General features: G+C 35.2%; 22 protein-coding genes and 1 tRNA gene. 8 read left to right on the top strand and 15 right to left on the bottom strand.

Annotation, left to right across the window (positions count from 1 at the left end):
• The first annotated feature begins 7 nt into the window (after positions 1-7).
• From bamA to ORNRH_RS03245, 4 genes are all read left to right on the top strand, one after another.
• Positions 8-2575 carry an outer membrane protein assembly factor BamA gene (bamA, locus tag ORNRH_RS03260; RefSeq protein ID WP_014790482.1) on the top strand — a complete coding sequence of 856 codons (2568 nt, stop codon included), beginning with the start codon at positions 8-10 and terminating at the stop codon, positions 2573-2575.
• Between the two features lie 12 nt (positions 2576-2587).
• Entirely contained in the window at positions 2588-3187 is a 600-nt protein-coding gene (locus tag ORNRH_RS03255; RefSeq protein ID WP_014790481.1) for an OmpH/Skp family outer membrane protein, read from the top strand.
• Between the two features lie 18 nt (positions 3188-3205).
• A complete protein-coding gene (locus ORNRH_RS03250; RefSeq protein WP_014790480.1) occupies positions 3206-3742 on the top strand; it encodes an OmpH/Skp family outer membrane protein in 537 nt (178 codons plus the stop codon).
• Positions 3743-3964: 222 nt separating this feature from the next.
• Positions 3965-4210, top strand: a complete 246-nt coding sequence (locus ORNRH_RS03245; RefSeq protein ID WP_014790479.1) for a hypothetical protein — start codon at positions 3965-3967, stop codon at positions 4208-4210.
• A gap of 134 nt (positions 4211-4344) precedes the next feature.
• Here the strand turns inward: ORNRH_RS03245 and ORNRH_RS03240 are convergent, their stop codons facing one another.
• The 15 genes from ORNRH_RS03240 to ORNRH_RS03180 all read right to left on the bottom strand — a co-directional run bounded on the left by ORNRH_RS03240 (position 4345) and on the right by ORNRH_RS03180 (position 12864).
• The gene (locus ORNRH_RS03240) at positions 4345-5319 is read right to left on the bottom strand and encodes an IS30 family transposase (RefSeq protein WP_014790478.1); all 975 of its coding nucleotides are present in this window, start codon (positions 5317-5319) and stop codon (positions 4345-4347) included.
• Positions 5319-5657: a hypothetical protein gene (locus ORNRH_RS03235; RefSeq protein ID WP_014790477.1), complete on the bottom strand. Its 339-nt coding sequence runs from the start codon at positions 5655-5657 to the stop codon at positions 5319-5321. The genes ORNRH_RS03240 and ORNRH_RS03235 overlap by 1 nt, the downstream gene beginning before the upstream one ends.
• Positions 5658-5795: 138 nt before the next feature.
• Positions 5796-6005: a hypothetical protein gene (locus tag ORNRH_RS03230; RefSeq protein ID WP_014790476.1), complete on the bottom strand. Its 210-nt coding sequence runs from the start codon at positions 6003-6005 to the stop codon at positions 5796-5798.
• Complete coding sequence (locus ORNRH_RS03225) at positions 6005-6490, bottom strand: hypothetical protein (RefSeq protein ID WP_014790475.1); 486 nt, start codon at positions 6488-6490, stop codon at positions 6005-6007. Before ORNRH_RS03225 ends, ORNRH_RS03230 begins: the two co-directional genes overlap by 1 nt.
• The gene (locus ORNRH_RS12275) at positions 6483-6656 is read right to left on the bottom strand and encodes a hypothetical protein (RefSeq protein ID WP_014790229.1); all 174 of its coding nucleotides are present in this window, start codon (positions 6654-6656) and stop codon (positions 6483-6485) included. The genes ORNRH_RS03225 and ORNRH_RS12275 overlap by 8 nt, the downstream gene beginning before the upstream one ends.
• Positions 6657-6673: 17 nt before the next feature.
• Positions 6674-7411: a hypothetical protein gene (locus tag ORNRH_RS12395; RefSeq protein WP_014790264.1), complete on the bottom strand. Its 738-nt coding sequence runs from the start codon at positions 7409-7411 to the stop codon at positions 6674-6676.
• A 3-nt stretch (positions 7412-7414) separates the two neighbouring features.
• Positions 7415-8317, bottom strand: coding sequence for a hypothetical protein (locus tag ORNRH_RS11525; RefSeq protein ID WP_014790227.1), 903 nt, complete (start codon positions 8315-8317; stop codon positions 7415-7417).
• On the bottom strand, positions 8307-8780 hold the full coding sequence (locus ORNRH_RS03210) for a hypothetical protein (protein ID WP_014790226.1): 474 nt from the start codon (positions 8778-8780) through the stop codon (positions 8307-8309). Before ORNRH_RS03210 ends, ORNRH_RS11525 begins: the two co-directional genes overlap by 11 nt.
• Before the next feature lie 115 nt (positions 8781-8895).
• On the bottom strand, positions 8896-9099 hold the full coding sequence (locus ORNRH_RS03205) for a hypothetical protein (RefSeq protein WP_014790225.1): 204 nt from the start codon (positions 9097-9099) through the stop codon (positions 8896-8898).
• Between the two features lie 3 nt (positions 9100-9102).
• Complete coding sequence (locus ORNRH_RS03200) at positions 9103-9522, bottom strand: hypothetical protein (protein ID WP_014790224.1); 420 nt, start codon at positions 9520-9522, stop codon at positions 9103-9105.
• Positions 9523-9545: 23 nt separating this feature from the next.
• Positions 9546-9710 carry a hypothetical protein gene (locus tag ORNRH_RS12270; RefSeq protein WP_014790223.1) on the bottom strand — a complete coding sequence of 55 codons (165 nt, stop codon included), beginning with the start codon at positions 9708-9710 and terminating at the stop codon, positions 9546-9548.
• A 20-nt stretch (positions 9711-9730) separates the two neighbouring features.
• The gene (locus tag ORNRH_RS03195) at positions 9731-10498 is read right to left on the bottom strand and encodes a hypothetical protein (protein WP_014790262.1); all 768 of its coding nucleotides are present in this window, start codon (positions 10496-10498) and stop codon (positions 9731-9733) included.
• A 7-nt stretch (positions 10499-10505) separates the two neighbouring features.
• Positions 10506-11156: a hypothetical protein gene (locus tag ORNRH_RS03190; RefSeq protein WP_014790221.1), complete on the bottom strand. Its 651-nt coding sequence runs from the start codon at positions 11154-11156 to the stop codon at positions 10506-10508.
• Positions 11157-11396: 240 nt separating this feature from the next.
• Complete coding sequence (locus ORNRH_RS12065; protein ID WP_014790259.1) at positions 11397-12560, bottom strand: rolling circle replication-associated protein; 1164 nt, start codon at positions 12558-12560, stop codon at positions 11397-11399.
• A 58-nt stretch (positions 12561-12618) separates the two neighbouring features.
• Positions 12619-12864 (bottom strand): hypothetical protein, encoded by a 246-nt coding sequence (locus tag ORNRH_RS03180; protein ID WP_014790218.1) that lies wholly within the window; start codon positions 12862-12864, stop codon positions 12619-12621.
• 141 nt (positions 12865-13005) lie between these two features.
• On the opposite strand from ORNRH_RS03180, the gene ORNRH_RS03175 reads away from it, so the two are divergent.
• The 4 genes from ORNRH_RS03175 to ORNRH_RS03160 all read left to right on the top strand — a co-directional run bounded on the left by ORNRH_RS03175 (position 13006) and on the right by ORNRH_RS03160 (position 16409).
• On the top strand, positions 13006-13935 hold the full coding sequence (locus tag ORNRH_RS03175) for a 1-aminocyclopropane-1-carboxylate deaminase/D-cysteine desulfhydrase (RefSeq protein ID WP_014790474.1): 930 nt from the start codon (positions 13006-13008) through the stop codon (positions 13933-13935).
• A gap of 13 nt (positions 13936-13948) precedes the next feature.
• Entirely contained in the window at positions 13949-15034 is a 1086-nt protein-coding gene (locus tag ORNRH_RS03170; RefSeq protein WP_014790473.1) for a glucosaminidase domain-containing protein, read from the top strand.
• 10 nt (positions 15035-15044) lie between these two features.
• Positions 15045-16325 (top strand): glutamate-1-semialdehyde 2,1-aminomutase, encoded by a 1281-nt coding sequence (gene hemL, locus ORNRH_RS03165; RefSeq protein WP_014790472.1) that lies wholly within the window; start codon positions 15045-15047, stop codon positions 16323-16325.
• Between the two features lie 10 nt (positions 16326-16335).
• Positions 16336-16409, top strand: a tRNA-Ala gene (locus ORNRH_RS03160).
• Positions 16410-16574 lie beyond the last annotated feature (165 nt).

The raw sequence follows: 16574 nt of genomic DNA, 5'->3' as shown, positions 1-16574 counted from the left end.
ATTTTATATGAAGAAAATATTTTTAATAAGCCTTGGATTTATATTAATGACTGCGCACGCACAAGTAGATTCTACGGGTATTGTGAAGCAGCCGAAAAGTAGCGATGAGCTAAATCTAAACAGCCTAAAAACATATAAATTAGGCGGTTTGGAAATTACAGGCGGAGTGCCCTATACCAGTAAACAAATTTTGAGATTTATTGGATTAAATATAGGCGACGAAATCGAAATCCCTGGTCCAATTATCAATAACTCGCTCAAGAGATTATGGAACCAAAATCTGTTTTCTGATGTTGAGCTTTTTGCCGATAAAGTAAAGGGCGATTCTATCTTTTTAAGATTTAATTTAACAGCCCTACCTACCATCAACGATGTTTCTTTTGAGGGCGTGAAAAAAGGAAAACAAAAAGATTTTGTAAAGAATAATAAACTTACCAAAGGGAAAAAAATCACACAAGATTTATTGAATCAAGCGCGTTTAAATATCCGAAATTTTTATACCGAAAAGGGATATCCAGATGCGCAAGTGGAGTTTATAGAAACCGATGTGCCAAATGCTAGATTTTCTAAAAACTTATTGGTAAAAGTTTCAAGAGGAGAGCGTGTAAAAGTACAAAACATTTTATTTGAAGGGAATAAAGAAATCAAAGCACCAAAGCTTAGAAGAAAAGGGCTTAAAAATACGGTGCGAAAATACTTTTTCCGTAGAAATATCCTAAGATTCTTTAAAGGATCTAAATATATACCAGAAAAATTCCAAGAGGATTTAAAGACCTTGAAGGATTTGTATAAAAGTGAAGGATTTAGAGACATTAAAGTTACTTACGATTCTGTAAATAGAATTAATCCTAAAAATTATTTAATTAAGATAGGAGTAGAGGAAGGACCTCGTTACTACTTAGGTAATGTAACTTTTGTGGGGAACTCTGTATATCCTACAGAAACTTTGAAAAGAATTTTCTCTTATAAAAAAGGAGATCCATACGATGCCGTAGGAATTGAAAAAAGATTGAATGATCCACAAAAAGATGATAATATTTTGACTCTTTATCAAGACAATGGATATTTATTTGCTCGTGTGGTGCCTATTGAGAAATCGGTGGTAAATGACACGATTAACCTAGAAATCAGAATTGTAGAGGGAGAGCAAGCGACATGGGATCGAGTAACCTTTACAGGAAATACACAAACGCATGACCATGTCATCGTGCGAGAATTAGCCACAGTTCCTGGAGAGTTGTTTAGCAAAACAGATATCCGTAGAACAATGATGAAGCTGGGAGCTTTAGGCTTTTTTGATCCACAACAAATCAAGCCAGATATCAAGGATCATCAAGAAACAAACACCGTAGATATAAATTGGGAATTGGCACCAAAATCAAGTAGCCAAATAGAATTGCAAGGTGGATATGGTGGCGGAAGATTTATTGGTACCGTGGGGCTTACTTTTGGAAACTTCTCAATCAAAAATTTATTTAACAAAAAAGCATGGCATCCAGTTCCTCTGGGAGATGGGCAGCAGCTATCATTGAGAGCACAAGCAGGTAGCTATTATTCAAACTTTAGTTTATCGTTCACAGAGCCGTGGATTGGCGGAAGTCGCCCAACAGCACTTTCTATGTCAATTTATAATTCTAATTATAGTCAATTGTATGGTAGAAGTGGTAGCGAAGGAGATTCTCGTTTAACAATGTGGGGAGCTTCTGTGGGATTGAATAAATTGCTCACTTGGCCAGACGATTATTTTAGATTAAGCCAATCTGTTTCATATCAGCGTTATGATTATAAAAATTTTGGATTTAATCTAGGAACTAAAAATTATAGCAATGGAATATCAAACACAATTGCTTATAACATTGGATTGAGCAGACTTTCTGCAGGTCCAGATCCAATTTTCCCGCAAGAAGGCTCAGATTTCAGTATCAGTTTAAAATTAACTCCGCCGTATTCTTTATTCAATAAAAATAAAGACTACGAAAAGTTGAAAAAAGAAGACGATTTCGATGGTTTGTATAAATGGTTAGAATACTACAAAGTTCAATTCAGTGGAAATGTTTACAAACAATTAATCGGTAAACTTGTATTGAGAACGGGTGCAGAGTTTGGCTATTTAGGAGCTTATAATCGTGAGCTAGGAGTTTCTCCTTTCGAAAGATTCTACATGGGAGGAACAGGGTTGCAGTCTAACCGCTTTGATGGTCGTGAAATAGTAACTTTAAGAGGATATAAAGATTTTTCACCTAGTGGTGGTGGGGTAGATGATATCACACCACTTGGAGGAGGAGTCATTTACGATAAATTCTTGCTAGAGATGCGTTATCCAATCACGATGAATCAACAAGCTAAAATCTTTGGTCTTGGATTCTTAGAAGCAGGAAACACTTGGGCAGATCACAAAGATTTCAGACCATTTGAGTTAAAGCGTTCAGCAGGAGTAGGTATTCGTGTATTTATGTCAGCCTTTGGAATGCTTGGATTTGATTTCGGTTATGGATTTGATAAATATAATAATGCAGGAAAATTTGGAGCACCATCAGGGTGGCAGACACACTTCATTTTTGGTCAGCAACTATAAAAAATCAAAAATATGTTAAAAATTAAGTTTTTTTTCTTGCTAATTTTTTTCAGTGTTTTTACATTTGCTCAGCGTTTCGGCTATGTAGATACTGATTATGTTTTGAGCAATTTGCCCGCGTATGGTAATGCTCAAAAACAATTAGAAACACAAGCGAATAATTGGGCAAAGGAGATAGGGAATCTACAATCTGTCCTAGAGCAAATGCAACAAGAGCTAGAAACGGAACGCATTTTATTGACAAAGGAGAAGATAAAAGAAAAGGAAGATAAAATTCAGGAAAAAAAAGAAGAAATCAAAAAGTTGCAAATTAAGCGATATGGTCCTGATGGGGATATGATAAATACACGAAAAAAATTGGTAAAGCCCATTCAAGATCAAGTTTACAACGCTGTGAATAAAGTTGCCAAGAGGCGTAATTATAGCTTTGTATTTGACAAGGCAAATGGAGATTTGATTATGATTTATTCAGATCCCAAATTTGATATAAGTGAAGAGGTCTTGAAAACTTTGGCACCAGATTTGAAATCTAGCAAAGGACAACGACAAAATAACTATAACAAAGAGAAAAATAATAATAGTATAAACGAAAAAATTAATTTAAAGAAATAGAACAAAAAAACAGTTAGTATGAAAAAGTTTACATTTATTGCACTACTATCTTTCCTATGCTTAGGATTCGGATTTGCAAACGCACAAAGCGTAGCACATGTTAATTCACAAGAAATTTTAGAAGCATTGCCAGCATTCCAAGATGCGCAAGCAAAGATTAAAAAAGAAGCAGATAGACACCAAGCTGAAATCCAAAGACAGCAAAAAGAGATCCAAGCATTGGTAGAGAAAGGGCAAAAGGAAATGGAAGCATTGAAAGGTAAAAGCGATGCTGAAAAAATGAAAGCATTGGCTCCACTAGAGCAAGAATTGCAAACCAAATCTAAAGCTTTGCAAGAATACCAACAAAACGCTGCTAAAGGTGTAGCCAAAATGGAATCAGACTTATTAGCCCCAGTATACAAAAAGGTTCAAATCGCGATCGAAGAAGTAGGAAAGAAAGATAATGTAGGATACATCATCGATTTGGCTACTGCAGGACAATCAGGAACCATTGTTTACTTCGGTGGAGGAAAAGATTTAACACCGCAAGTTAAAAAGCAATTAGGACTTTAATTAAGTAATAAAGCAAAATAAATGAAGCCTTGAGATTTTTCTCAAGGCTTTTTTAATTCATTTGAAAATGAATAAATTATAATTTTAATCAGTTTAAATAAAGCAAAAATTAAATTTATATTTAATCATTCTAAATCTAACTTGTTGAAATATAATTATTTATATTGTTTCAATTTAAGTTTTTAAATACTTTTGCTGTATCAATTTAAAAAATATACCATTATGTCAATAAGATTAGTCAACGGATGTGTTAATTGTAAGAACTTAAGCCAAGATTCAACTTGCAAAATCCACGAAACAAAGGTGAAAGAAATACACACTTGCGATAGCTTTGATATGCGAGTGAGTTTAAAAGATGAAATTGATTGTGCTACATGTATTAAATTTAATAAGCCTTCTTGTCCTAATCAATTGCATGCTGCCAAAGGTATGCTTTGCAACGAGTGGGCACCAGAAGCTAATGCTTAATTTTTAATACAAAGTCAGTTTTCATAACTTTAAATTTTTTGTAGTGTAAGCCATGAGTTTTCCCCAAAGCTCGTGGCTTTTTATTTTTAGAATTTAGAAAATTCTATTCTTGATAAACGGAATGATGGCTAGATTCAAGCACTAAATGCAACATTTTCCACAAATGTATAAAAAACATCACGAGGCTTGCAAAACTTTAACACTTTAAACGGTCTATCGTTTATCTCTTTTTGCACCGATTTCAGATTATTAGCGGTACTTTTTGTGACTGCTGAACCTTTTTTTACATATTGTCTTATTAATTTATTCATATGCTCAATTTGTCCCTTTTGCCAACTAGAATATGGATTTGTAAAATAAATCTTTGCTTGCAGTTTCTTTGCCACTATCTCATGACTTGCAAACTCTAGCCCATTATCCACGGTTATTGATTTTACAACTTTCTTGTATGGAAGTAACACATCAATAATAGCACTAGCGACCACATCAGCCGTTTTATTTGGTATATACCTCACAAATAAAAACCTTGATACTCTTTCCGTAAGTGTCAGCAAATAACCCTTATGATTTTTGCCCTCTATCAAATCACCCTCCCAGTGTCCGAACTCTTTTCTATCATTCACAACTTGAGGTCTCTCATCTATACTTGTACGGTTTTTTATCTTCCCAACAGATTTTGACACTTGCGCCTTTCTCTTTTTCAAAGCGTGACGGCAATACTTATACAAATAACCTCCCTTTCGCTTATCCTCTCTTATATATTGGTAAATCCTCTCAACTGATACCATTTCCAGTCCCAGGCTTTTACAATAACCGACTATTTGGAGCGGTGAATATCTTTTATACAAAAATTGTCTTACTCTTTTCTCAATTTCTTTTGTGAACCTTCTATAACGCAAAAAACGCTCTTTCTTTTCAGAATAGAGCGTCTGTGCTGTCTTTGCTTTATATTTTCCTTTTTTCGTTCGGTTCCTCTTTACCTCCCTGCTTATAGTAGATTTATCCCTTTTCAGTTCACGAGCTATTTTCGAGATAGACCAGCCAGCTTTTAAATAAGCCTCTATCATCGCCCTATCGTGCAAGTCCAAATGCTTAAATCTCCGTGCCATTAGTCTATATTTTGAGGGTCCAACAAACTAAATAAATAATGTGCATAACCTTTATATGCTAATGTTTCTTCAGAATATGGCATCAAAAAATACTCAAAATAAGCTCTTTTTTGCTTTTCTCCTTTTGGAAACTCATATTTATAATAAAAATCATCAAAAAGCTGAAACCTGTTACCAGTATAATCATCATTTCCTAAAAGATTTTTCAACTCTTTTTCAATGTACTTAATCTGTTTTTCAGTATAATATTTTCTAATTTCTTTTTTTGCCTCCTTGCTTTGTGCATATCCAGCGGTTACGGCTAAACATAGTCCAAATGATAGTAATATTTTTTTCATGACTTGATTTTTTTAGTGATTTAACAACACTTTGCAAATATCAAAAGAAATGCCAAATATTGCAAAGCAAAAAGATAAAAAAAAAGAAACCACACCAACAAAGGTGCAGTCTCTCTCATTATTATCAAAACAAACAAATTAATCTAAAAACCTTGGTATATAGTTTTCGTGATAAAATCTCCTTAGATATTCTCCAGTTCTTCTATCATACACATTAAAGTATCTCCAATCTGAAAATTTGGAGTTATCAAGCCATTTAGAGAATTTATAAAGGTCATGCACATATTGCATTTTGAACACTCCAAAGGCTCCGAAAACTATACAGCTATAATCGTTCTTATGGCTCATTATTCAATGCCCCTTATTTCTTCATCTCCATTATATAAAACAAATGGTCCTGATCCTTTATAATCAAATTCCTGTCCAGATTCTAATTGGCATACTTCATTACTGTACGGATCTGGTACATCTAAATAAACTCCAACAAATTTACTAGTACTATTTCTAAAGTGATATCCGTTTTTATTCTTCGTTACAACAAAACCATCATAAAAAGTTCCAACATTATAACTTAACAAAATCGCTGAATTTGAATCATATCCATCTATAAAATTTGGTAAATCTTTCACAGGTTCTCCGTCCAATGGTATCAACCTTTTATAAATAACATAATGAGACTTGTCAATCAAATAACGCTTAAATGCATTAGCGGTATAAAAATATGGACCTACTTGATAATAACAATTATCCGATAAATCAATTGTAGAAACCTCTCGACACAAAAGCTCACTCCTAAACTTTCTATTATCAATAACTATCACACAATCACTCATCTTTTTTATCTTTTAAATCTTTAATTTTCTTTTTTGCAAAGCTATACGCAAAATCAAGCACAATAGCCAATAAACTTGCTAGAAGCGGTTTTAGCTCATCAAACGAAACCGCCCCCGTAAATCCTAATATACTATAAATCTTTGTCCTATCTACAAAATTTGTCATATCTCTTTATTTTTTGTTTAACTCAATTGTTCAAAACCCCCATTACTATCAAGCTGAATATTTGAAACCTGCGCCTTTACATATCCCAACAAATCTATATAATGCCCATGCTCAACAAGATATTCTTTTTCCCCATCATTATAACTCTGAATTACACGTGTAGTTTCACCATATAAATTTAATACCCTGCAATGCCCAGTTGATGGCATTCTAAATAGAGCAAGTCCACCCATGCCAGTTATTTTAACTTTCTCGGGCTCCTCACAATCATAATGAAATTTTACAGGAACTTCACTTATTTGGTTGCAATTATTTTTCTTCTCAAGCAACTTCTTTCTAATTTCTTCTTGTTCTTTACGCTTTCTTTCTTCCTGCTCCCTTCTCTTTTCTTCCTCACATTCAGAACAAAAATCATTTGCCTGCTCCTCCTGCAGTTTTTTAACCACATCACTTTTTACTGGTATTTTTCCCTTCTGTTTTTCTGATTGCATCATATCATCAACTTTTTGACTAAATGCTTTTTCATTTCTCACTGCAGAACCGCCTTTTGCAAAAACCTTATCAAACTTTGGTTTTTCTACTTTGGGCAAACTCACAGGTTCCTTGAATTTATTTGTATCCAGTGGCAACAAGGAATTATCTCCTGTGCTTACTTTCTCCTTTATACTCGTCTTTTTGGTCAATCTAAATAATAGATAGATTATTAAAAAGATGAATAACCAAAACTTAATTTTTCTTTTTTCTCGCTGTGTCATAACCTATTTTTTTAAATAAGAATTAAAAACATTTTCAAACTTTTGAGCATAAGAGGCTATATCTTTTGCTCTATCTGTAGAATTAACAACCCTTCTTGCATTGTAATAATCTGTTTTATTTTCATTACAATAAAGCTTTAAAGAAACACCCGTTAAATTATTAGGTTTATCAGCCATCATCATTTTTATGGTCATTAAAGCATTTAAACGCTTATCATTTACTATTAAATCTGGATTTGACAAAACATCTACACCAGAAAACTCTTTAAACTTAGTATATAAATGCCTACCAGTCCACTGGCAATATCCACGACCAAAAAAACGAGCTCCATCACCTTTATATTTATTACTTAAATTCTTTCTTCTACTAGCTGGATTATAACACCAAGATTGTACGCCATACTTCCACTCCATGTACACAGCCTTTTCAGCACTAACACCAAATGTATCTGCAATCTTCAAAAACTCGTTAAACTCCCTTAATTTATCCCCTTTAAGCGTTTTCTTCAAAACAGAAATTTTATCATTATAACGCTCACGCAATAAACTAAATTGACCCATTTCATGATATGCTGTAGCCATTATATAAGATGCTTGATTTATCAACAAATCACCACTTTTAATTTGATTTATTAATATATCAAACAAAGTATAACCCCAATCAGCATATGAATTATATCCTTTGGCAAATCTCAATCCATTAGGTACTAAAAGCATAGATAAAACACTTTTAGTCTCACTCTCTGTATTTGGAATATCAACGCCCACTAGTTCCAATTCTCCAAACTCAACTTTAGACTTTGGTTTTGATATTTTATAAGCCCACCAACTTCCAGCTAGCAGGGCAATTGCTTTTAAATATGTCATTTTTTTATCTCTTCTTTTATTTCTTCTCTTATTGCCCATATAACGATTTATTAAATTTATCCAAAACCTTTTGCCACTCTGGGTGAAGCTTTGGTTTTGGTGCGGGTATCTTAGGTTGATTATTTAACTTTGGACTTGGTGCGGAGCTCTTAGGTTGATTGTTTAACTTTGGTTTTGTCTTAATTGGAACAATACTTTTCCCCAACTCTATCCCATATTCCAATGGAGTTTTAAACGTTCTTACACCATGTGTAACATAATAAGGGTCAAAGGATCCAACCGAAAAAAACATTTTAAACATTTCAGACCAAAATCTAAAATTTGTCTTCACAAACTGTTCTGTAGTTTTTTCCTTTAAAACCAAAGGCTTTGCATCCTCCATTTTTTGTTTAACAACAGTTACAACTCTATTAAATCTACGAACTAACAAAAATATTATAAAAGCTATCAGCGATAACGCCAATAGCTTACTATTCTTCATCAAATCACTTAAAAACTTCATCCTTTAAAACTATCTTTAATGTGGTCCTTCAACACATCTGATAACATAATCATTCCAATGTAAACCACTGCAATTAAAACACTTGTAATTAATTTACTTGTCATCTCTCAATATTTTACCACATATGTTCCTTATCCGTAGGAACACCCGCAAGTTCTTCTTCATTCAAGTACTCTGGCTCGTTACCCTCCACATCATCAAAGAGTGTATCTATCTCTTTTTTTGCCTCGTGCGCATGATGCAAACATATTTTTGCACATTGTACATACTTCAATAACAACGGCAATGATTTAAATAATCCTTTCAATTGTTTAAACATAACTTATCTAGTTTTAATTTGTCCGAAATATCCACCATTAGGTGCTTTAGTTGAAATTACCATTCCCAGCTTTTGCAAATACACTTTTCCAGTATTCACATTGAAACTTGCTATTTCTAAAACCTTTGCGCCAGTCTTTTTATAGAAAGCCTCAAACATCATAGTTATAAATCTATTTCCAGTGTTTGGAGACTCTGAACGCACACTCTTAGAGTTTTCAAATGCTTTAACAGTTATCATACCTCTTTGCTTTGAATAATTCCAAGCCGTAACATAAAACCTTCCATTCTTGGATTGTCCAGCTTTAGCCCCAGAATGTTTTTTAGGTTGTCTCTGATTATTATAACCTCGGTCATAACCTCGGTTAAAATTAGGGTTGGGATTTCCACCCCAACCATTACTATATCCATTATTATACGCCATTTCTATACTTTTTTAGTTAATAATTACCAGCCTCTTCTTTTTCCTTTGATTTTAATCCAGCCCATGTACACGGATAAAATCACTGCTCCCAATCCTAAAACCAAAAAGGTCGCAATACTTGTCCCTGCACCATTACCACTTAATGGCTTTAGTAAAAAACTATCAACTTTTGTTATTAATTCTTTCATCTTTATTTTGTTTTTAAATGTTATTTTTTCTTTGTTAATAAATAAATCAATGCCCCTCCTAGTAATAAATACAAAATGTTATTGTCATTTCGCCCAACATGTCCAGTAGCTTTTCCATATACCTCCCCGTCTGTTACCGCAGGATACGCACCTTCTGTAGGCATTCCTGTTTTAAGTGTTTGATCCTTACTAGGTCTGTAATCCGATGAACCTGCTTGGCTATCTGCTTGTCTTTCAGCATCTGTTTTTTCTCTAAAGAATGGCACGCGCAAAACTTCCTTACTCACGGCATCCCCTCTTGAAGTGTCACGGAATGGGAAATTTAAGTTTACATCAGTTCCTTTTGGATATTCCTTATCACCAACATAAGTAAATCTTGTCTGATACTCTTTCAGCATTCTACCATATGCCTCTGTTATCATTGCAGCTAGTGCCTCGGTACCTTTACGCGTACAATCTTTTCCCCATGGAAAACCACTTGCACAAACTTTTAAATAAAGTAACGCCTTATTAAAATTGTCAGCACTGGCTACCTTAGTAAACCCAGATTGTTCAATAATCCATTCAACGATTGTGGTTCCTTCTTTCATCGCTCTACTAGGCGACCAGCTCGAGCCCCAACAATGCAAATCAAAGCCGTTTGCCAAAACGCTATCTAACCCCCCAGTTATCTTACTTAATACACCGCCTACTATCTTTCCTCCAAATTGACCAAGAGAGGAGCCGGAGGCGTTACCGCCCCCCACACTTCCAATTAAACTACTTACCGCTGTTACTGCTCCAATCATTTCAATATTATTTTGCGTCTAACAAATAGAATGTAAATTCTTCTCCTACATTTTTATACACTGCTAAGGTGTATAAGCCTGTTAAATCCAATGCAGGTAATTTCGATAACTCATCAATCCTTGCATTTTTTGCATAATCAAGTTGTAGTTGCGAAATCCTTGTTTTGCCCTGTGCATTGATAACTTGCAATTCATTTGGTGTCTTTTCAGCTACCAAATAATCAAATGCTAATACATCAACATCCTTTACAGATATATTTTGGTCAAGCTTCACTTGTTGCACATAAATAGGCTCTGCACTTCCAATAGCCTCAAATGTTTCTGCAGTTACATTCTGTGCTTGTCCACCCGATACATGGAACTCAATGTAAGTTTTGTCACCTAATGGCAAACTTCCAGATTTAGAAAAAGGAATTACCGCTACTTTGTCGCTACCAATTGTTGTTTGCAATTTAACAAAATGAACGCCCAACAATTCTGTAAATAGCTTAACGCTCATCTTTGGCACCAAAACCTTTTTAGTAAAGGTTTCATCTACTAGGTAAGACTCAATTTGCACCTGTCCGAAATCGGTACTTGAATTACCTTTTAAAATCAAACCCGCTGCACTTTCCTTAACTTCCAGCACCTCGGTTGCTTTTGCTAATGTTACTCTCATTTTTATATCTTATTTTAAATTTCTGAAACAAAGATATTAAGCATGCAAAAGCACTTTTTAAAATCTAGCGATTTTTACCACTTTTAAGCGATTTATACCAATTTTTGACACTAATCATCAAAATATTTTTTTACGAGCTTTAGCGTTAGATATTTCTTTTTATAGTGGCTTAAAATATCTTTTTTTATCATGCGTGCAGTGGAATAGCTTACGCCTAAATAATTAGCTAGCTCCTTAGCACTAATTATTTGCAAGTTCTGTGTATTGTTTTTCATAAATTAATTGGATTAACTGGTCTAAATTTATACTCAAATCGGTATCTAATAACTGTCTTATGGCTTTATTATAAATTTTTAAATGCTCGTTTAATTTTTTATATCCCTTGCGGATCATCTGATATACTTTACCTTTATACAACTCTACAAATTGAATAGCAGTAGGCACATACTCCAATTTTCCCCGCAAGTGGTTTAACTCCTCTAAATAACTGCTAACTTCAAAATTTAAATAATTGAGTTTTTTTACCTTATTTGATGCGCCCCACACCGCACCAATTACTGGGCGTTTATTTTCTTCTTGCTTTAATAGATATTTCACCACATACGCAACTATATTTCGTTTACTCTTTGGCGTTTCAATTTTAGTACTTGGGGGATTGCTCCAACCCATTTTTTTATTACGCTGGTAAGCTAGTATGCAGTCTTTTTCTGATTTATAATTTTTTGAATACTTAGCCATATATTCTTTAGCCGTTAAGCGGTTCATCTTTTCAGAATATCTATCAACATAACCATATTTATTTATATACTGGTTCCATATGCGCTGAATATCCTCACGAGGGATTTGCGTATCAATCAAAACATGAAAATGAATATTTCCATTCTTCTGCGTCTCCGCTTTCCAGAGATAATTTTTTAAACCATAGACCTTTTTTAAATGGTCAAGATACTTAGCAAGTATTTTACGCAACACTCTATCATGGTGCTTTTGGGCACTGGGCAAGGTCAAGGTTACAAAAGATAAATATTTGTCCTTGTTTGATTTCGTTGCGTCAGCAAATAAAATAGCATACTTCTTTATATTCCTTACTTGAGTATCCGAGAGCGTTCCTAAATCCTTTAAAACATGCCCTTTCTCATTATACACTTCTTGTTGTTTCTCCTTATACAACTCAACACACTTTTCAGCATATTTAACAATTGAACCAAACTCTGAAATATCATCTAGTGCGTTTAACTCATCTAATTCTGTTTTTTCCTTGTTTAGATTTTGGCGTAAAGTAGGAGCATAGCCTACTTCGTAATTTCGTAAGTCCATCACATAACTATAATGCAATAGGCTAGTAGGTCTAAGCTGAACCTTTTCACACAAATAATAATTATTAACCTCTTGATATTGTCGCATTTACAGGGATTTTTGCCGTTAGATTTTACCGATACTTGAGACGAGCCCACTCAAAAGCCTATCGGCTTTCTATAAAAAAATCGGTTTCTTCTTTTTTCACAGCCACACGATGATATAAAATATCCTTAGGTTTAAAAGTTATCCACGAACGACCAGAAAATAATACCTCAATATTATTTTCTTGTTTCAACACCTGTACTACAATACCATATTCATATATGTACTGCTTAGGTTCTAAATGATTTACGGGAATGGGTACAAACTTCTGTACTACCAAAAAAGGTCTGATTTCTTCTCTTTGCATACGCTTTTAGTTTTAAATTATTTAAGCGTTGCATTTGTGTTTTGAATGTGCCTTAAGAAATCTTAACTCGATGTTTTTTAAATGCTTAATTAAATTAATTACCTTTGTGGGATTACAATTTCTTTTAAATCGAGTGTCCTTATGAGCAAAAATCCTTTAGTAATTCAAATTCCCGCGGCGCCCATTGTGGAGATTCAGCACGAAATTTTGCAGAACCGCCAAGTGTCCTTGCATTTGTTGAGAGAGGATTTAAATCATCCGCTCATTCAAGGCAATAAGTTCAGAAAATTAAAATATAACTTAATCGAGGCACATGCGCAGGGGCATCAAACTTTATTGACTTTTGGTGGGGCTTACTCTAATCATATCCATGCTACGGCAGCGGCAGGCAAGGCGTTTGGGTTTAAGACCATTGGCGTTATCCGTGGAGATGAGCTGAAAAACAAGCCGAGAAACGCCACGCTCAAAGAAGCTGAGCAAATGGGCATGAAATTGCATTTTGTAACGCGCAAAGATTATCGCAGAAAAAGCCAAGATTATTTCATCGATGATTTGCACGATTTATTTGGGGATTTTTATTTGGTGCCCGAGGGCGGAACCAATGATTTTGCCATCAAGGGCTGCGAGGAGATTTTGCATGCGGGTACACAAGATTTTGATTATATCGCTTGTGCCATGGGAACGGCAGGAACATTTACGGGGATTTTAAAATCAAGCAATCCGCACCAGAAAGTGCTTGGTTTTCCTGCACTTATGGATTGCGAATTTTTGCTCGAAACCGTGAAAAAATATACAGATAAAACAAATTATGAAATTATTAACGCATTTCACTTCGGTGGATTTGGTAAATTTAATCGAGATTTAATTAGTTTTGTCAACGATTTCAAAGAAAACCAGAAAGTCCAGCTAGAGCCACTCTATACGGGCAAAATGTTGTTCGGGATTTTGGATCTTGTAGAAAAAGGTTATTTCCAGCCCGAGTCTAAAATTTTAGCCGTGCATACAGGTGGGCTTCAGGGGATAAAAGGTTTTAATGAAAGATTTAAAAACAAATACAATATAGACTTTTAAACCTAAATAATATATGAAAAAACTTTTTTTAGCCTTTGCATTAGTGGCGTTTGCGACTACAAGCTTTGCACAAGACCGCGATGTGGAGTATGTGAAAAAATATGCACTTCTTGCAGTGCAAGAAATGAATAGATATCAAATCCCTGCAAGTATCACCTTGGCACAAGGAATTATTGAAACCGCGGGTGGGCAATCTAGATTGGCAGAGCAAGCGTTCAACCACTTTGGGATTAAGTGTAAAGAGAATTGGACAGGCGGAAGAATTTACCACGACGACGATGCGCGTGGCGAATGCTTTAGAAAATATAACAAAGTAGAGGATAGCTATCGCGATCACTCCAAATTTTTAGCAGAGCGTCCTTATTACAAAAAACTATTTGAATTGCCACTCACCGATTACCGTGCTTGGGCATATGGACTTAGAAAGGCAGGCTACGCGACCAATCCTCGCTATGCACAAATGCTAATTTCAAAAATCGAAAAATTAAATTTAGATGCATTTGATAAATTAAATCCCAATGCCGATGAAGTTTACACAAAACTTGTTTCGTTATACGGAAATGTGAATAAAAAAGACATTTTAGGCTACAATGTGAGCGAAACTTATGTGGCTGCAACGCCTGCACCAGAAAAGACTCCACAAGTAGTCGCCGTGCCGCCAAGCCAAAATGTTCAGCGTGAGAAACAAAAAGTGCAACAATTATCTGAAAGAAAGGCGACACCTGCACCGAAGGCTAAATTAACCAAAAATAGAATTAAACGCCACGCCAATCGCAGAGAATACATCGTGGTGAATCCAGGTGAAACCATCTTCCAAGTGGCGAGAGCCTACAACATTAGCGAAAGAAAATTGCTTAAATACAACGATCTCTCGGCTCCTAATAAATTAAAGGCAGGGCAAAATCTATTCCTTTGCAACAAAAGAAATCGAGGTATGCAAAAGACTTACCGTGTACAACGAGGCGATAATATGTATTTAATCTCTCAAAAAATGGGCATTAAATTAAATAGCCTTTATCGCAAAAACAGAATGAAACCAGGCGAAGAGCCACAAGTGGGAGAAATTTTATATCTTAGAAGCAAGAAACCAAGAAATTAAAAAAAAAGAAATGAGATATCAACGAAGTAGTGCATTGTTCAAAGAAGCACAAGAAGTATTGCCAGGTGGAGTAAATTCGCCTGCGAGAGCTTTTAAATCCGTGGGCGGAACTCCCGTATTTGTGGAAAGAGCCAAAGGAGCGTATTTGTATGATGTAGATGGTAACGACTATGTAGATTTAATCAACTCTTGGGGACCGATGATTTTGGGGCATGCCCATCCAGCTGTAACGCAAGCCATCATTGAGCAAACCGAAAAAGGAACTTCTTTTGGCACACCGACAGAATTAGAAACAGAAATCGCTGATTTGGTGGTGAATAATGTGCCAAATTTAGATAAAATCCGTTTTGTAAACTCAGGAACCGAGGCTTGTATGAGTGCGATACGCTTGGCAAGAGGTTATACCAATCGCGAGAAAATCATCAAGTTTGAAGGCTGCTACCACGGGCATTCAGATAGTTTCTTGATCGAGGCAGGAAGTGGTCTAGCTACTTTTGGTAAACCTAATAGCCCAGGCGTTACACAAGGTACGGCTAGAGATACTCTGCTTGCCACGTACAACGATATCGAGAGCGTAAAAAATATTTTCAGTGAAAATGAAGGGCAAATCGCTGCCGTGATCATAGAACCCGTAGCAGGAAATATGGGTTGTGTGCCACCACGCGACTTTTTCCTTGAAGAATTGAGAAAAGTGTGTACTCAAAACGGTGCACTTTTGATTTTTGATGAGGTGATGACAGGGTTCCGCTTGGATTTTGGTGGTGCGCAAAAATTGTTTAACATCGATGCAGATATCGTAACTTATGGTAAAGTAATCGGAGGGGGCTTGCCAGTAGGTGCCTTTGCGGGGCGCAAAGAAATTATGGATTATTTAGCACCGCTAGGTCCTGTGTATCAGGCGGGAACTCTCTCGGGGAATCCACTCGCTATGCGAGGCGGATTGACAACGCTTGAACTTTTGATTAAATCGCCAGAAAAATACGACGAATTAGAAGAAACAAGCCTTAAAATTGCCGAAGGAATCAATAAGATTTTAATCGAAAAAGGCATAGCACACAGCATTAATTTAGTGGGATCGATGATGACACTTTTCTTCTCTGAAGAGGAAATTGTAAATTTTGAAACAGCTAAAACTGCACATAATGAGAATTTCAATAAATTTTTCCATTATATGTTGAAAAAAGGTGTATATTTGCCTCCTAGCTCTTTTGAGACATGGTTCATAGGAATGGCGATTGGCGATAAAGAAATCGATAGGATTCTTTCAGCCGTTCAGTCATTTGAACTATAAGGCAAAAGTTGGGGGATTAGCTCAGCTGGCTAGAGCGCTTGCATGGCATGCAAGAGGTCATCGGTTCGACTCCGATATTCTCCACTCAAAAGCCACTTCACGGTAAGTAGCGAAGTGGCTTTTTTATTTTAGTTAATCTCGCTAGGAGAGAGCTTTATTTAAATTAGAAATTTTTTATATAGGTTAGGTTTATAAAGAAAATCCCTCAAATGTATTTTTGAGGGATTTTTGATTTTTGCGCTTTTTTAT

Source organism: Ornithobacterium rhinotracheale DSM 15997 (genome assembly GCF_000265465.1).
GTDB classification, from domain to species: domain Bacteria; phylum Bacteroidota; class Bacteroidia; order Flavobacteriales; family Weeksellaceae; genus Ornithobacterium; species Ornithobacterium rhinotracheale.
This window is presented reverse-complemented; position numbering and strand designations above follow the sequence as displayed.

What these genes read in the sequence shown, in the direction of transcription:
- bamA (WP_014790482.1), top strand. Translation starts at nt 8, where the DNA reads ATGAAGAAAATATTTTTAATAAGCCTTGGATTTATATTAATGACTGCG.
- ORNRH_RS03255 (WP_014790481.1), top strand. Translation starts at nt 2,588, where the DNA reads ATGTTAAAAATTAAGTTTTTTTTCTTGCTAATTTTTTTCAGTGTTTTT.
- ORNRH_RS03250 (WP_014790480.1), top strand. Translation starts at nt 3,206, where the DNA reads ATGAAAAAGTTTACATTTATTGCACTACTATCTTTCCTATGCTTAGGA.
- ORNRH_RS03245 (WP_014790479.1), top strand. Translation starts at nt 3,965, where the DNA reads ATGTCAATAAGATTAGTCAACGGATGTGTTAATTGTAAGAACTTAAGC.
- ORNRH_RS03240 (WP_014790478.1), bottom strand. Translation starts at nt 5,319, where the DNA reads ATGGCACGGAGATTTAAGCATTTGGACTTGCACGATAGGGCGATGATA.
- ORNRH_RS03235 (WP_014790477.1), bottom strand. Translation starts at nt 5,657, where the DNA reads ATGAAAAAAATATTACTATCATTTGGACTATGTTTAGCCGTAACCGCT.
- ORNRH_RS03230 (WP_014790476.1), bottom strand. Translation starts at nt 6,005, where the DNA reads ATGAGCCATAAGAACGATTATAGCTGTATAGTTTTCGGAGCCTTTGGA.
- ORNRH_RS03225 (WP_014790475.1), bottom strand. Translation starts at nt 6,490, where the DNA reads ATGAGTGATTGTGTGATAGTTATTGATAATAGAAAGTTTAGGAGTGAG.
- ORNRH_RS12275 (WP_014790229.1), bottom strand. Translation starts at nt 6,656, where the DNA reads ATGACAAATTTTGTAGATAGGACAAAGATTTATAGTATATTAGGATTT.
- ORNRH_RS12395 (WP_014790264.1), bottom strand. Translation starts at nt 7,411, where the DNA reads ATGACACAGCGAGAAAAAAGAAAAATTAAGTTTTGGTTATTCATCTTT.
- ORNRH_RS11525 (WP_014790227.1), bottom strand. Translation starts at nt 8,317, where the DNA reads ATGGGCAATAAGAGAAGAAATAAAAGAAGAGATAAAAAAATGACATAT.
- ORNRH_RS03210 (WP_014790226.1), bottom strand. Translation starts at nt 8,780, where the DNA reads ATGAAGTTTTTAAGTGATTTGATGAAGAATAGTAAGCTATTGGCGTTA.
- ORNRH_RS03205 (WP_014790225.1), bottom strand. Translation starts at nt 9,099, where the DNA reads ATGTTTAAACAATTGAAAGGATTATTTAAATCATTGCCGTTGTTATTG.
- ORNRH_RS03200 (WP_014790224.1), bottom strand. Translation starts at nt 9,522, where the DNA reads ATGGCGTATAATAATGGATATAGTAATGGTTGGGGTGGAAATCCCAAC.
- ORNRH_RS12270 (WP_014790223.1), bottom strand. Translation starts at nt 9,710, where the DNA reads ATGAAAGAATTAATAACAAAAGTTGATAGTTTTTTACTAAAGCCATTA.
- ORNRH_RS03195 (WP_014790262.1), bottom strand. Translation starts at nt 10,498, where the DNA reads ATGATTGGAGCAGTAACAGCGGTAAGTAGTTTAATTGGAAGTGTGGGG.
- ORNRH_RS03190 (WP_014790221.1), bottom strand. Translation starts at nt 11,156, where the DNA reads ATGAGAGTAACATTAGCAAAAGCAACCGAGGTGCTGGAAGTTAAGGAA.
- ORNRH_RS12065 (WP_014790259.1), bottom strand. Translation starts at nt 12,560, where the DNA reads ATGCGACAATATCAAGAGGTTAATAATTATTATTTGTGTGAAAAGGTT.
- ORNRH_RS03180 (WP_014790218.1), bottom strand. Translation starts at nt 12,864, where the DNA reads ATGCAAAGAGAAGAAATCAGACCTTTTTTGGTAGTACAGAAGTTTGTA.
- ORNRH_RS03175 (WP_014790474.1), top strand. Translation starts at nt 13,006, where the DNA reads ATGAGCAAAAATCCTTTAGTAATTCAAATTCCCGCGGCGCCCATTGTG.
- ORNRH_RS03170 (WP_014790473.1), top strand. Translation starts at nt 13,949, where the DNA reads ATGAAAAAACTTTTTTTAGCCTTTGCATTAGTGGCGTTTGCGACTACA.
- hemL (WP_014790472.1), top strand. Translation starts at nt 15,045, where the DNA reads ATGAGATATCAACGAAGTAGTGCATTGTTCAAAGAAGCACAAGAAGTA.